Source organism: Lutibacter flavus, assembly GCF_900188355.1.
Lineage (GTDB): Bacteria > Bacteroidota > Bacteroidia > Flavobacteriales > Flavobacteriaceae > Lutibacter > Lutibacter flavus.
The window spans coordinates 665261-681791 of the sequence record NZ_FZNX01000001.1 but is presented as its reverse complement, the minus strand read 5'-3'; the positions used below and the strand labels follow the sequence as shown (position 1 = coordinate 681791).

General features: G+C 29.3%; 11 protein-coding genes. 2 read left to right on the top strand and 9 right to left on the bottom strand.

Features of this window, described 5'->3' with window-relative positions; all coding sequences use genetic code 11:
- Position 1 precedes the first annotated feature (1 nt).
- The 9 genes from pxpA to CHB63_RS02865 form a co-directional block, all read right to left on the bottom strand.
- Positions 2-712: a 5-oxoprolinase subunit PxpA gene (gene pxpA / locus CHB63_RS02905; protein WP_089376920.1), complete on the bottom strand. Its 711-nt coding sequence runs from the start codon at positions 710-712 to the stop codon at positions 2-4.
- Between the two features lie 261 nt (positions 713-973).
- Positions 974-1801, bottom strand: a complete 828-nt coding sequence (locus tag CHB63_RS02900; RefSeq protein ID WP_089376919.1) for a prohibitin family protein — start codon at positions 1799-1801, stop codon at positions 974-976.
- Between the two features lie 75 nt (positions 1802-1876).
- Positions 1877-3034: an efflux RND transporter periplasmic adaptor subunit gene (locus tag CHB63_RS02895; protein WP_089376918.1), complete on the bottom strand. Its 1158-nt coding sequence runs from the start codon at positions 3032-3034 to the stop codon at positions 1877-1879.
- Between the two features lie 2 nt (positions 3035-3036).
- Positions 3037-7365: a CusA/CzcA family heavy metal efflux RND transporter gene (locus CHB63_RS02890; protein ID WP_089376917.1), complete on the bottom strand. Its 4329-nt coding sequence runs from the start codon at positions 7363-7365 to the stop codon at positions 3037-3039.
- Between the two features lie 79 nt (positions 7366-7444).
- Positions 7445-7825 (bottom strand): hypothetical protein, encoded by a 381-nt coding sequence (locus CHB63_RS02885; protein WP_089376916.1) that lies wholly within the window; start codon positions 7823-7825, stop codon positions 7445-7447.
- Between the two features lie 35 nt (positions 7826-7860).
- Positions 7861-9888: a hypothetical protein gene (locus tag CHB63_RS02880; protein WP_089376915.1), complete on the bottom strand. Its 2028-nt coding sequence runs from the start codon at positions 9886-9888 to the stop codon at positions 7861-7863.
- Between the two features lie 11 nt (positions 9889-9899).
- Positions 9900-10646, bottom strand: a complete 747-nt coding sequence (gene fabG / locus CHB63_RS02875; protein WP_089376914.1) for a 3-oxoacyl-[acyl-carrier-protein] reductase — start codon at positions 10644-10646, stop codon at positions 9900-9902.
- Between the two features lie 128 nt (positions 10647-10774).
- Positions 10775-11650 carry an anti-sigma factor gene (locus tag CHB63_RS02870; protein WP_089376913.1) on the bottom strand — a complete coding sequence of 292 codons (876 nt, stop codon included), beginning with the start codon at positions 11648-11650 and terminating at the stop codon, positions 10775-10777.
- Positions 11651-11721: 71 nt separating this feature from the next.
- Positions 11722-12393: a Crp/Fnr family transcriptional regulator gene (locus CHB63_RS02865; RefSeq protein ID WP_089376912.1), complete on the bottom strand. Its 672-nt coding sequence runs from the start codon at positions 12391-12393 to the stop codon at positions 11722-11724.
- 180 nt (positions 12394-12573) lie between these two features.
- On the opposite strand from CHB63_RS02865, the gene CHB63_RS02860 reads away from it, so the two are divergent.
- Together CHB63_RS02860 and CHB63_RS02855 are read left to right on the top strand one after the other, a co-directional pair.
- On the top strand, positions 12574-15456 hold the full coding sequence (locus CHB63_RS02860) for a TonB-dependent receptor (protein WP_089376911.1): 2883 nt from the start codon (positions 12574-12576) through the stop codon (positions 15454-15456).
- 290 nt (positions 15457-15746) lie between these two features.
- Complete coding sequence (locus tag CHB63_RS02855) at positions 15747-16478, top strand: energy transducer TonB (RefSeq protein ID WP_089376910.1); 732 nt, start codon at positions 15747-15749, stop codon at positions 16476-16478.
- Positions 16479-16531 lie beyond the last annotated feature (53 nt).

Here is a 16531-nt window from a genome sequence, read left to right as displayed (position 1 = left end):
TTTAAAATAACTTAGAAAGTTTTTGGACAATTTCCACTGCATTTTCAGTATCTGAATGAACACAAAATGTAGCGGCTTTTATAGTAGTTTTTTTTCCGGAAATTGTAGTTACTTCATCATTAAAAAGCATTCCTTTCACATGTTTTTCAATTTCAATAATATCAGTTAAAACTGCATTCTTTTCGTTTCTTGAAACTAAACTTAAATCATCATTATAATTTCTATCTGCAAAACCTTCATAAATTATAGAAAAACCTTGCTTTAAGGCGTTTTTAGCTATTATTGAGTTAAATGGAACAACTAGTTTTGTGAAATTTTTAAAATTGAAAATAGCTTCTAAAAAGACTAATGAAAGTTCTTCATTTTTTGCAATATCGTTATACAAAGCTCCGTGAGGCTTTATGTGATGTAATATTCCACCTTCCCCCTTAATAAGGGTATTTAGAGTATCTAATTGTTTTTGAATTGATAATTTTAAATCATTGGAAGAAACATTGATACTTTTCCTTCCAAAATTTTCTTTGTCAGGATATGATGGATGTGCTCCAATTTTAACTTTATAAATTAAAGCTAATTTTACTATTTTTCGCATTAATTGTTCATCGCCTGCATGACCACCACAAGCAATATTACAAGATTGAATAAAAGGTAACAATCTTTCCTCATTATTTACTCCTTCTCCAACATCACAATTAATATCAATTTTTTTCATAAAATAATTCAAAATAAAAAAAGAGGTTGATCAAAAAAGCAAATTAAATTCTATTTAACAAACTGAGTTTTTTTTTTGAAAACCACCAGTTTATGCTTCTTTTTATATGGCAATGAAATTACGAAATTGTTACAATAAATCAATATTTAATATGAAATAATACGGAATTTCAAAAACTAAGAAAATTAAGTTTTCATGAAAAGAATAAGCACAAAAAAAGGCAACCGATTGGTTGCCTTCTTTATATAAATTTTTATTTTATTATTGATTCCCTAAAATAATAGGCATTCCACTTTTTCCACTACCGATAACAATCACTTTACTATTTGGAGATTCCGATAATTTAATAGTTGCTTCAATACCTTTATCCTGTAAAATTTTATCCGTTAAGGAAGCGCTTAAAATACGGTTTGCATCTGCTTTACCTTGAGCCTCAATAATTTGTTTTTCAGCTTCTTTAGCTGCAGTAACCAATCTAAATTCGTATTCAAGAGATTCTTGTTCTTGCTTTAATTTACGTTCAATAGCATCTTTAATTGTTGCTGGTAAGGTAACATCTCTAACCAACACTTCATTTAATTCAATGTATTGACCATCTAATATTTTTTTAGCTTCATCAAAAATTTCACTCTGAATCACATCTCTTTTACTTGCATATAATTGTTCTGGTGTATAACGTCCAACAACACTACGAGCTGCCGATCTAAGGGTAGGTTTAATCACCCTTTCTAAATAGTTTTCACCTTTTTCTTGATGTAATCTTCCTAAATCTTCTGGTCTTGGCATGTACCAAGATGATGTTTCTAATATAATGTCTAATCCGTTTGATGAAAGCACTTTCATTTTTTCAAATAATTCTTGTTGACGTAGTTCATAAACTACTACATCATTCCAAGGAGCTACAATATGAAATCCCTCTCCTAATGGTGGTTCGTCTACTACCACACCACCGTCAAAACGTTTCCATAAAACACCTGCTTCCCCTGCATCTATATTTACAGCTGATTTTGATATAAATATAATTGCTATAATACCTATTAAAATTAGAGGCATTAAAGTCTTTGGTAATTGTAATTGTCCGTTGCTCATTTTATTAATTTTATATGTTTCTTCAAAAATACAAAACTGAATTCATATAACTTAGTTTTAATTAAGATTTAATGACTAATGTCCCGCACCGTCATCAAGTGGAATAAAAGTACCTTTAATCAATATCTGAGAATTATCAAGAGTGTTTTTAAAATCTATAATTTCAACCCAGTTTTCATTTTTTAAACCGATAGTAATAGATTTCTTTTCAAATTCCAGATAATTTTCATTCTTCTGTTTCAATACCAAAATAAAATAGCTTCCGCCTTCCTCTAAAACAGCATTAATTGGGAGCGCCTTTTTTTCAATTGAATTTGTTATTATTTCAGCTTCTACAAACATACCAACAACAAAAGGTTCATTTTCATTTTCTAAATGGCCATGAACTCTAACTGTTCTATTTTGCTCATCAATAGATTTACCAATTAAATGAACTTCACCCGTATAACTTTTTAAAGAGTTTTCTGGGGTTTGAAAATAAATAATCTGACCTTCCTTAACCTGTAACACATCCTTCTCAAAAACTACCAATTCCAAATGTTTATGTTCACTATCAATTATTTCAATTAATACATCTGAAGCATTCATAAACTTACCAACACTTGTATTTACATCAGTTACATTACCCGAAATTGGTGCATAAACAGGAATTACCGAGGTTAGTTTTCCTTGCTTCACTTTTGCTGGATTGATATTCATTAAGCGTAATTTTTGCTCCAAACCATTATGTATTGCTCTAGCCATTTTAAAATCACTTTCAGCTTTTAAATAGTTTTTTTGTGAAGTTATTTTTTCTTCAAATAAAGTTTTCTGACGCTCATATTCACTTTCTAAATAATTTAATCGTTCAAAAACTTCCAAAAATTGTTGTTGAATTTCTATAAAGTCTGGATTTTCAATAGATAATAAAAATTGTCCTTTTTTTACTTTATCACCAATTAATAAATTAGAAATTTTAACGTAACCACCCATTATGGCACTAACACTTGCTTTGTTTGCAGGAGGAACATCAATAAAACCATTCGTTTTTATTCCTTCTGAAAAAGTTTGATTAGAAACAGCTCCCAATTCCATTTTTGAGTTTTCAAATTGAGCGATGGTAATTTTAACAAGGTTTGCATTTGTATTTTCAACTTCATGTACTTCCTTTTCTGAAGTTTTAGATGGATTACAAGAAACAGCCAATATAAATATTAGACTTATTGATACTATTTTTATTAAATATGTTTTCATTTTTATAAGTTTAAATAATTTATAGCTAAAGCAATTTGATTGTAAGTGTTTAAATGACTCAAATAATCTAATTTAATTTGATTTACAGATTCTATACTTTGTATGTATTGAAAAAAGTCAATTTCACCATTCTTATAGCTACTATTTGCTGTTTTTAAAATTTCATTACTCAATTCTTTTCCACTTTCATCGTAATAGTTTAGCTGAGCTTCACTTTTATTCAGGTCTTCAAGTAAGTTTTTGTATTTATATTCTAGCTTCATTTTTGAATCAAAAGCTAATTCACTAGCAATATCTTGCTCAATTTTAGCAACCGAAATAGCTGAAGACTTTCCTGCGAAAAATAATGGAATGGCAATTCCTGCCTGATAACTATCTACCGTAGTATTCGCTATTTTATCTTTACTATTAAAATAATTAAAATGTAAATCGGGTAATAATTGCTGTGTTAAAACTCCTTTTTTTGCAGTTACAAAATTACTGTTTTCAACATAATATTGATTTAATAAATGAATACTTAAATCAATATTTTTAATTGCTATTTTTGATAAATCGATTTTTGAAATTTCATAATTCTCTTCTGACTGGAGCAATAAATCTAATTCACCTTTAGCAATGTTTATTTCATTTTTAACCTGACTTAATTGTGCAGAATATTGCTTGTATTTAGATTGTGACGTAATCATTTCCAAATAGTTAGACTCCCCTAACTCAAATTTTCGTTTGGCTGCTTTTGAAAAATTATGATACAAACTATCTATATAAATTAAATGATTCAATTTTTCATTTAAATACAGGATTGTATGATATGATTTTGATACATTCTTAACCAATTCATTTTTAGAAATTTTATAATTTATTTCACTCAGGTTTCTATTAATTTTAGACGCTTTCTTTTTAGCAAAATACACCGTCGGGAATTCAATTTTTTGATCTATTCCAAAAGTCTCGAATGGTTTGCCATCCACACCTAAATTAGTCCTGTCTTTGGTATAATAAATATTGGTTTTTTCCATTTCAAAAGCATTCCCAATTAATTTTTCGCTCTTATCAATTTCTAACTTTTTAATATGTAATTGTTTATTATTCTCAACCGCTATAGAAATTGCTTCATCTAAAGAAATGGTCTTTTCTTGTGAAAATCCAATAATTGGTAGCAATAGTAATAATAAAGCCATTGTTAAATCCGATTTCTTGTTTCTGTTCATTTTAAATTTTTTAGTTTCAAAAATTGCATATAAAACTGGTAAAACCACCAAAGTTAATATGGTGGCTGAAATTAAACCACCAATAACTACGGTTGCTAAAGGTCTTTGAACTTCCGCACCTGCATTTGTTGATATTGCCATAGGTAAAAAACCTAAAGCGGCTGCTGCAGCTGTTAAAATTACGGGGCGTAATCTTTCTTTTGTACCCACTAAAATTCGCTCATAAACATCTTTCATTCCTTGTTCTTTTAGTGATTTTAAATGCTCAATAAGTACAATCCCATTTAAAACAGCAATACCAAACAAAGCAATAAATCCAACCCCAGCCGAAATACTAAAAGGCAATCCTCTTATCCATAAAAACAACACTCCTCCTACTGCAGACAATGGAATTGCCGAGAAAATCATAAATGCATCTTTAATCGATTTAAAAGCAAAATGCAAGAGTATAAATATTAATAACAATGCAATTGGCACAGCAACTTTTAATCGCGCTTTTGCACTATTTAAATTTTCAAACTGACCTCCATATGAAACCGTATATCCAACAGGTAATTTTACCTGACTTTCTATTATATTTTGAACATCTTGAACTACAGATTCCATATCTCGGTTTCTAACATTTACACCAATAACAATACGTCTTTTAGTATCATCTCTGGATATTTTTGCCGGACCTTTGGTATATTCAATAGTTGCTAGTTCGTGCAATGGCACTTTAATTCCTTGTGGAGTATCAACATATAAATTTTTAAGGTTTTCAATATTTTTTCTATAATCTGAATGTAAACGAACTACCAAATCAAATCTGCGTTCACCTTCGAAAACATTACCCAAAGTGTTTCCTGCAAATGCCATTGAAACTATATCATTTAAAACTTTAATATTTAATCCATAGCGAGCTACTTTTTTTCTATTATAAGTAACTGTCATTTGAGGTAAGCCATCAATTTTTTCAACAATTATATCTGACGCTCCTTCTACATTTGAGATTTTACTTTTAATTTCATCAGCCACATTAGCTAAAACACTTAGATCATCTCCAAATATCTTTACAGCTACATCTGCTCTTACACCAGTAATTAGTTCATTAAAACGCATTTCAATGGGTTGTGTAAACTCAAAATCAATTCCTGGAATAATCGATAACTTTTCTTTAAACTTATCTGCTAATTCATCTTTAGATTTTGCTGATACCCATTCTCCTTTAGGTTTTAATTTAATAATTACATCACTTTCTTCCATAGACATTGGATCTGTTGGAACTTCTGCAGCTCCAATACGAGAAACTACCTGATCTACCTCTGGGAAATTATCCAATAATATTTGCTCAATTTGAGTAGTAATTTCGGTTGTTTTTGAAAGTGATGTTCCAGTTTTTAAAACTGGTTGAATTACAAAATCCCCTTCATCTAAGGTTGGTATAAATTCACCACCCATTTTACTAAATAATACTACCGTTGCTATTAATAAAGCTGCTGAAGAAATGATTACCACTCTTTTATGATATAAAGCCCATCTAATTACAGGTTCATATAAGCTATAAAAGAAATTCATTAAACGTTTAGAAACGTTATTTTTAGTAACTTTTTCAGGCTTTAAAAATATGGATGCTACAACAGGAACATAGGTAAAACATAAAAACATGGCTCCAATTAAAGCAAAACTAAACGCCATTGCCATTGGTTTAAACATTTTTCCTTCAACTCCACTTAAAGATAGTATAGGAATAAAAACTATTAAAATTATTAGCTGCCCAAATATGGCAGATGTCATCATTTTAGAACTGCTTTTATAAGTTATCTCATCAATACTTTTCTGCCTTTCATTACTTGAAAGCAACATTAAATCATTTCTATTTGCGGTAATTTTAAAAGCAATAAATTCTACAATAATAACTGCTCCATCTATAATAATACCAAAATCAATTGCCCCCAAACTCATTAAATTAGCATCTATTCCAAATACATACATCATTGACAGTGTGAATAATAAGGACAATGGAATTACAGATGCTACTACCAATCCGGATCTAAAACTTCCTAATAATAAAATAACTACAAAAATTACGATTATAATTCCAAGAATTAAGTTTTCTGCAACTGTAAATGTTGTTTTACCAATTAATTCGCTTCGCTCTAAAAAGCCGTTAATAAAAACACCTTCAGGTAATGTTTTTTGAATTTCTGCAACACGGTCTTTTACTGCTTCAATTACTTTATTTGAATCTCCATCCTTCAACATCATTACTTGTCCCAATACCTTCTCACCTTCTCCATTTCCTGTAATTGCCCCAAATCTTGTTGCAAATCCAAAGTTAACTTCAGCAACATGTTTTATTAAAACCGGAACGCCTTCAACGTTCTTAATTACAATGTTTTCTATATCGTCTAAAGATTTTATCAAGCCTTCTCCTCTAACAAAAAAACTTTCATTCGTTTTTTCAATATAACCACCACCGGCAACACTGTTATTCATTTCTATTGCTTCCAGAATTTGGGCAGAAGTAATATTCATCGATTTCAATTTCTCTGGATTTAGAGCGACTTCATATTGCTTTAAAAATCCACCCCAGGTATTTACTTCAACAACACCAGGGATTCCTGAAAGTTGCCGTTTAACCACCCAATCCTGTATGGTTCTTAATTTCATAGGCGAATATCGATCTTTAAATCCTGGCTTGGTATCTAAAATATATTGGTAAATTTCACCTAAACCTGTTGTAATTGGTCCCATTTCTGGGGAACCAAATCCTTCAGGAATTTTTTCTGAAGCTGTTTTAATTTTTTCCGCAATTAATTGTCTCGGTAAATAAGTTCCCATTGCATCGTCAAATACAATAGTAACAACCGACAATCCAAATTTTGAAATTGATCTGATTTCCTGAACTCCAGGTAAATTTGCCATTTCTAATTCTACTGGATAGGTAATAAATTGTTCAACATCTTGCGTTGATAAATTTCTTGATGTTGTAATAACCTGTACCTGATTATTTGTAATATCTGGTACGGCACCAATTGGAATTTGAGTTAATGAAAATAAACCAAAACCAAAAATTGCTGCAGTTATTAAAAGTATTATAAGCTTATTATCAATGCTTATTTTAATAATTTTTTGTAGCATAACATAATTATAAAGAGTGTATAAATATGAATATCAATCACTTGATACTCAAAGTTAATAATAAAATAATATAACTATGTTACTTTTGTGGTGGCTGAAATAAGTTATCTGAAAATAACTTAGAGAAAGGCTCTTTATACGTGAAATTATTATCGTTTAAAATAGTTTCTTTAAGTTCAATCGGGTTATTATTTTCACATAAAATATAAACTACTTGAAAATGTGAATCTAAATGTTGATGCTTAAAAGGTAGTTTTTCATGTTCTTTATGGTCGCTTTGGTGATTAACCGTTTTAGCACCATAATGCATAGAAAAAAAATCGTTAATACTATCGCCACTTTCAATATGACACATAAAATGGTCAACAAGAACTGGTATCTTATTAATATCTCCAATATCAAAATTAAAACTTTGAATTAGAACGGCAAATGATAATAGTATAGTTGTAATTTTTATCACAAAACAATAATACAAATTTTAATATTTACAAATTGTTAAATTTTACCGAAATATTTACGAACAAACCATTCTATACTTAACGATAAAATAATAAAACCTAATAACCATTTCCAGTTAATTAATGGGGTTTCTATAACCTTACTTTTTTGAATAATTTTAAAACGATTGTCAGCTTTTAAATCATCAATTAAATTAGTTTCTTGTTGATTGTAATAAGTTTTCCCTTTCGTTTTTGAAGCTACAATTTTTAATTGTTCATCATTTGCATTTGTAAATTGCTGCTCAACTTCAAACGGTAAAACCTTAAAACTTCCTGATGATTTATTATCTTGGTTTTCAACTGATACCGTATAAAAATATTCACCTGAAGAAATGTTAGAAAGTTCCGTATTAAACCTGTTATTAACTAGTGCAAAAGGAATTTTTTTAATAGAATTATTTTCTTGACTATTAACTATTAACCATAGTTTTGCACGTGAATCAAAATTATAATTCTCATCTAAATAACTCGCTGAAATTTGAATTGTTTCATTTGCATAATACAAATGATCAACAACTACATTTAATCTATTGTTTTTATTATTAGAAGCTAAATATTGTATAATATTAGAAATAAATCCATCAAATAGTTCAAAGGTTTTAGTTGAAGAAAAACTATTCATTCTCCACCTCCAACTATTTTCACCTAGTAAAACGGCACCTTTTTGATTGTTATTTTCAAAGGTTGCCAACATTGGTCTATCAGTTTCAATAGTCTCTATTTTTTCAAATAATAAAGAATTAACTGGAGTTGAAAATGTTACATTTCCAAAATAATCCTCTAAAGGAGCAAAATTTAAAAAACCAATATCGTTACTTATAAAACTGGCATAATTTACATTAAAAACTGGTTGGTATTCTTCTGATTGTGAAATTACATTTTTTGAAAAATTATCTTGAATTTTATTTAAAAATTCCCAATCCGTACTCAATCCAGAAATAATAAAATAATTCAATTTCTTAGTAGAAATCTCCTTAAAAACTTGTTCAAATGAGTCTTTAGGCTGATACAATACAACTAGCTGATAATCTGATAAATCACCTTTAAATTCAGTTATATTTGTAACTTTAACAGATCGTTGTTTATTACTTTCAATAGATTTTTTTAACATCCCCAAATCAGGGTGAATAATTGATGTTAATATTAAAATTTTAGATTGTTCTTCAATAACATTAATACTAAAATTTTTAGTGTTGTTTAAGGTGTTTTTTTCATTCTCTAATTCTTCTATTGAAGCCGAATAATATTGAGTTCCTTTTAATGTTGCAGTTAAATAAAAAGATTCCGTTTTTACATTTTCTTCTTTTGAAAAATTCAATTGTTTGGTATATACTCTGTTTCCTTTATAATAAACAGAAAGTCTTTTTGAAACTGGTTTTTCACCTGTATAATTAACAAATAACTCAACAGGAAGCTTATTATTTATATAGGTAAACCTATTAACATTCAACTGGTTAATAGAGATATCTTCTAATTGAGTTGTATCCCCTAAAATAAATGGAAAAACGGGGCTTTTATAATTTACAAACTCAATATTACTTCCAATTGTTTGATTCCCATCTGAAATTAGAATTACCGGATTTATTCCAGTTTTGTATAAATTTGATAATTCTTGAAATGGAGAAAATAAGTTTGTTTGAGTTTTATTAAACTTTAAAGAATCTAAACTGTATAAATTATCCCCAAAACCATAATAATTTATAGAATATTTATCATTTAACTCTTTATCCGTTTTTAACTTTTCAATAAGATTCTCTACAATAATATCTTGTGAATTGTATTTAATAGAAGTTGAAATATCTACTGCAACTAATAAATTGGGCTTAATTAATTCAATTTCCTTTTTTTTAATTGAAGGATTAATAATCAATAATAAAATTGTAAAGATGCTTAAAAAGCGTAAAAAAGAAAGCCAATATTTTAATTGGCTTCTCTCTTTATTTTTAAAAATATATTGAAATACAGCAATAATTATCGCTGCAATTACAGCTAATAATATGTATAATAATGTTGTTGATTCCAATATTATATATTTTATGTTAACATTCCACCATCAACACTTAATGTTTGTCCTGTAATATAAGAACTCATATCTGAAGCTAAAAACACACAAGCATTTGCAATATCTTCAGGTGTTCCTCCTCTTTTTAAAGGAATTGAATTTCTCCATTCTTTTACAGTATCTTCAGGTAATTTTGCTGTCATTTCTGTTTCAATAAAACCAGGAGCAATAACATTACATCTAATATTTCTTGAACCTAATTCCAACGCAACAGATTTTGAAAAACCTAAAATACCAGCTTTTGAAGCTGCATAATTAGACTGACCTGCATTTCCTTTTAATCCAACAACTGAACTCATATTAATAATAGAACCAGCTCTTTGTTTCATCATTGGTCTAATTACCGCTTTTGTTAAGTTAAAAACAGATTTTAAATTTACTTCAATTACTTTATCAAAATCATCTTCAGAAATACGCATTAATAAATTATCTTTTGTAATTCCTGCATTGTTAATTAATATATCAATGGTTCCAAATTCCTTTAACACATCGGCTGCAAGCTCCTGAGCAGCATCATAATTAGCAGCATTAGATTGATATCCTTTTGCTTTAACTCCATAAGTTTCCAATTCTTTTTCTAAAGCTTTTGCGGCATCAACAGATGAGCTATAAGTAAAGGCTACGTTTGCACCTTGTTTTGCAAAAACTTCTGCAATTCCTTTTCCAATTCCTCTAGTAGCTCCAGTTATTAAAGCAGTTTTATTTTCTAAAAGTTTCATTCTTTTGTTTAATTTTAGTTTTCAAATTTTTAATAAATCAAATATACACATTTGTATAAAACAAAAGCCTCCAAAAAGGAAGCTTTTATAATTTAACTATATAATTAAAAGGGGTTGATTTATTAAAATTATCTACTTACTGTACCTGTTGGAAAATTTAAATTTTGACCTAAATCATATGTAGTATGATCTACTGCATTTGCAGGAATGTCTCCAACTAAAGGCTTCAATAAAAAAGGATTTGGGCTATTATCCGGATCTGGTTCTATAGAAATTACTGCTTTTCCACCAGATAAATCGACAGGAAATGTTAATCCCGAAGGTGCATTTACTAAATAATCTTCTCCTGGAAAAGGTGGACCATCCATCGTGCTACTAAATCCATCAAACTCATCAACTGCATCAACTGATGTAAATTTACCAGAAGTTACAGGTGTTCCACTTGTAACTACCCATCCTTCGTATTTCCAACCTTCAGGTAACGTTGGTAAACTTAAACCTACTGCTGGAGCTCCAGATGATAAATCTAAAAACCAAACTCCACTATTCTCATCATTATCTGCTCCATTTGTTGGAGTAGCCAATATATACTTTCCATTTGCTGTTGAAAAATTATTTGCTAAAGCAGCTCCGTGTCCTATTGAAAGTTGTCCGGAATTACCTGAAAAATCTCCTGCCAAAATATGAACTTTACTTGGAGCAGGGTTATCTCCAACTTCCGGTTCAATTGTTAAAACAAAGGTAGATGCAGCATCTAAATCTTCAATATCAATTGTAAAACTTGTTTGAGATAGATTTCCACTATCATTTACTGAAAATCTACCAGTAGAAATAGGATTTCCGCCTACAATTATCCATCCTTCATAAACATAATCTGTTCCTAAATTTTCTAATCCAGAAATGTTTAAGGTTAAATATTTTGTTGTTGGTTCATCATCGTCTGAACAAAATGAAACCGAAAATGCAATTGTAAATAATGCAATTAATGTGAAAATTCTTGTCATAATAATTTGTTTTAAAAGTTATATGACAAATATATTTCAGTAAAATAGTTTAAAATGTCAGCTAGCTAACACTATGCAGTTTTTTTTAATAAAAGTATCGCTTTTCTATTAAAATCAATGACTCCATCGTGTTTTAACTCGTTTAAAATAAGATTTAATGTTGGTCTTGAAGTACCAATTAAATTAGCGATATCTTTTTGAGTATATGGATGTTCAATTTTCATTCCACCGGTTTCTTCACAACACATACCATAATCTTCACATAGTTCATCTAAAAAATCCAACAGTCTGGTTTTAGCATCTTTAAAAAGTAAAATTTGTAAACGGCGCTCTAATTTTTGAATTCTAAAACTTATAAACTTATATATTTTTAGAGTAAAGGTTTGATTATCACGCATTAAATCGTGAAGCGTTGTAACACCTATCGGACAAATTGATGTGGAATTATCTATTGATTGAGCAAATTCATTTCGTTTTTCTTCACCTAAAATTGCTTTTTCACCAAATAACTCGCCTTTACATAAAATTGCTTTAACCACTTCACTCCCATCTTCATTATAATAACCTAATTTTACTTTTCCTTTTTCAATTAAAAATACTTTGGTTGAAGCGTCTTCTACAAAATAAATATAATCACTTTTTGAATATTGAGTAAAATTATGGCAGTCTTTATAAGCTGCAAATTTATGCGGGCATAAAATTTTAAATAAATTAACATTTTCTAAATACCAAATTTTACTCATATCTACCTTAAATTATTTAAATGTTGGTCGAAATATTAATTCAACCTTACAATATATATATATCAAATTATAATAATGAAAATAAATTCTATATTTTATGATTAATATGTGTAATTAATCACACCGTATATTATCTTTTTGTTATATATTACGCGAATTAACTAAATAAAATCAATTTAAATGAAACAAAAAAGACAATTAATTTTAGCGATATTTTCGCTTTTAACAATGGGAATTTATGCCCAATCTTATCAAGTTACAGGTACAGTTACCAATGTTGACAATCAACCACTGCCAGGTGTTTCGGTAACAATAGAAGGAACATCAAGAGGAACAACAACAGATTTTGATGGTAATTACAACATTAGGGTAGAATCTAGTGAAAATCTTATTTTTTCGTATGTAGGATTTAATGATAAAAAATTACAAATGGATGGAACTTTAAGTTTTGATGTTATTATGATATCAGGAGTTTCTTTAAATGAGGTAGTTGTTGTAGGTTCAAGAAATCCAAACAGGACAGCTGTAGATACTGCAGTTCCTGTTGATATTATTGATGTAACCGAACTAATAACAGCTGGTCCACAAGTAAATTTAAATCAAATTTTAAATTATGTGGCTCCTTCTTTTACATCTAATACCCAAACGATTTCTGATGGTACAGACCATATAGATCCTGCTTCATTAAGAGGTTTAGGTCCTGATCAAGTTTTGGTGTTGATTAATGGAAAAAGAAGACATACTTCTTCATTAATAAATGTAAATGGAACCTTTGGACGTGGTAGCGTAGGTACGGATTTAAATGCAATTCCTGCAGCTTCTATTGAGCGTATTGAAGTTTTACGTGATGGTGCAGCAGCGCAATATGGTTCTGACGCTATTGCAGGTGTTATAAATATTGTATTAAAAAGAAGCACTAATGAACTTACTATGAATATAACTTCTGGTGCATATTTCTCTGAAAATTCAAATGATCAAACTGGAGGAAGTGATGGTAGCACAACAAACGTAAGTGCTAACTATGGTTTACAATTAGGAGATAAAGGAGGCTTTTTAAATTTCACTGGAGATTTTGACGTGAGAGATCCATATAGTAGAATGAAAGAATTTGAAGGAGGTATTTTCAATCTTTATAATACTGTTGAAAGATTTGCTGATAATGCCGGATATGATTTATCTAATTTATTAGATGATGATGTATCAGATGTAATTCAATATGGTAATGCTGCTGGTTTAGGTTTAAGCCCGTCTTCAACAAAATCTGAATTACAAAGTATTTTATCAGCTGATAATACTACTTCAGAATTAGCTGCTAGAGGTTTAGATAGAAGTGATTTTAACATGAGAGTTGGTCAATCTGCTTTACGTGGTGGTCGATTCTTTGCAAACTTTTCATTACCGTTAAATGACGATGGAACTGAACTTTACTCATTTGCTGGTGTTAGTTCAAGAGTTGGAAACTCTGCTGGTTTTTATAGATTACCTAGTCAAAGTAGAACTTATACTCCTGCCTATATTAATGGTTTTTTACCAGAAATTAATTCAGCTATAACCGATAAATCATTTTCAGTAGGAATAAAAGGAAAGGTATCTGAATGGGATGTTGACTTTAGCAATACTTATGGTAAAAATGAATTTTTATATACTATTGGAAATACATTTAATGCTTCTAAACAAAGTGCATCACCAACAAAATTTGATGCTGGTGGATTTTCATTCGCCCAAAACACCACTAATTTAGATATCAGTAAATTTTATGACGATGTTATGTCTGGAGTAAATGTTGCTTTTGGATCTGAATACCGTATAGAAACATATGAAATTTATTCTGGTGAAGAAGCTTCATATGCCCAATATACTGATGATGGACAAGTAATTACTTTGGACAGTCAAGATCCTTCTGTAGACTTTTTTGGAGCTTCAAGACCAGGAGGTTCTCAAGTATTTCCTGGATTTAGTCCGGCTAACGAATTATCTAGAGGAAGAAGCAGTGTTGCTGGTTATTTAGATGTTGAAGCTGATATTTCAGAAAGCTTTTTATTAAGTTTAGCTACTCGTTATGAAGATTACTCTGATTTTGGTTCAACATTAAACTTTAAAGTTGCATCTAGAATAAAAGCTGGTGAAAATACAAATATAAGAGCTGCCGTAAATACTGGTTTTAGAGCTCCATCTTTACACCAATTAAACTTTAATTCTACTTCAACAATTTTTGATCAAAATGGTGACCCTATTGAAGTTGGAACTTTTGCAAATGATAGTAGAGCTGCTCAATTATTAGGAATTCCTCAGTTAAAAGAAGAAACTTCTAGCAGTGTTAGTATAGGATTTACATCAAAATTTCCTGACTCAAATATAACATTAACTGTTGATGGTTATTGGGTAGGTATTGATGATAGAGTTGTATATACAGGTAGATTTTCAGGACCAGGAACTGGCACAGAATTAGATAAATTACTTTCTCAGGCAAATGCTGGTGCTGCAGCATTTTTTGCGAATGCAATTGATACTGAATCAAAAGGCTTAGATGTAGTAATAACACATGATGCATACTTTGGTGATAATACAAAATTAAAAACTGACTTTGCTGCAACTTTTTCAAACACCAAAAGAGTTGGTGATGTAAATGCCTCACAAGTATTAATAGATGCAGGAAAAGTTGATACCTATTTCGATGAGGCAAGTAGAGTGTATTTAGAAGAAGCCGTACCTACTACTAAAGTTAATTTATCTCATAGTTTAACTACTGATAAATTCAACGTGTTTTTAAGAAATGTATATTTTGGTGAAGTAACTGAAGCTACAAACAATGTTACCAGACAACAAGTATTTGGAACAAAAGTAGTTACAGATTTATCTTTTGGATACAAAGCAACTGAATCTTTAACAATTACAGTTGGAGCAAATAATTTACTTGATGTAGAACCAGATAGAGCTGCACAAGAATTTTCTGATGGTGGAACCAACAGAAGTAGTGGTAGATTTGACTGGTCAAGAAGAGCACAACAATTTGGTGTTGGAGGTCGTTTCCTTTTTGCCAGATTAAATTTTGTACTTAAATAATATATAAAATTATACACCTTCAAAATGAAGATAATTTTAACCCGTAAAGATTCTTTTCTTTACGGGTTTTTCTTTTTAAAAATATTCACTTTTTGAAATTATAGATTAATTTATTAATTAGTTACTCTATTGAATATCAATATAATAATTTATTACAATTAAAACTTATATAACATTTATTGATATGACATATATCATAACAAAAACATCTATAATCTTATAATTTTACAGTATAAATAAATTAAGGTAAAAATAACCTATCAACTATTTAGAACCCTAAAAAAGATAAAATGAGGTCAATCTCAATAGCATTTATGCTGTTTTTAATAACTAAAATAGTTTATGCACAAAACATACCACTTCATATAGATACTTCCTCAAAATCAAATACTATTGAATTAGTAAATAAGAACAAAATCATAAAATTATCAGATTCGTCAATTAATCAAGCTGTTCAATTAAAATACTTTGAATCTGGTCAAATTAAATCTGAAAATCATTTTGTTTCAAATACTGTAAAAAAATTTCATGGAAAACAGACTTATTGGAATGAGAATGGGAAAATTAGTTCTGAAATTTATTATAAAAATGGAAAAAAGCATGGTGCATTCATGACTTATTGGGAAAGTGGACAATTAAAAAGACAAGATTTTTATAAAAATGGAATCTTTACTGAAGGTTTTTGTTGGAACAAAGATGGCGTAAATATAAAACATACCATGTACAAAATTCAACCTAAATTTCCAGGTGGAAACAAAGAACTGGCCAAGTATTTAACCAATAATATGAAATACCCAAGAAATTCTAGGAATTCAAGTTCTAGAGGGAAGGTAATTGTTTGCTTTTCAATTGAAAATGATGGAAAAATAGCTGATGTAAGAATTGAAAAAGGCGTTAATCAAATACTTAATAAAGAAGCTAAAAGAGTGGTTGAAAATATGCCTAATTGGCTACCTGCCATGTTAGATGGTAAAGCTATAAGCCAAGTAATTACGATTCCAATAGTGTTTTTTAGAAATTAAAAAAAAAGACTCCATATTATTGAAAAAGCTCCTTATAATTAAATAAGGAGCTT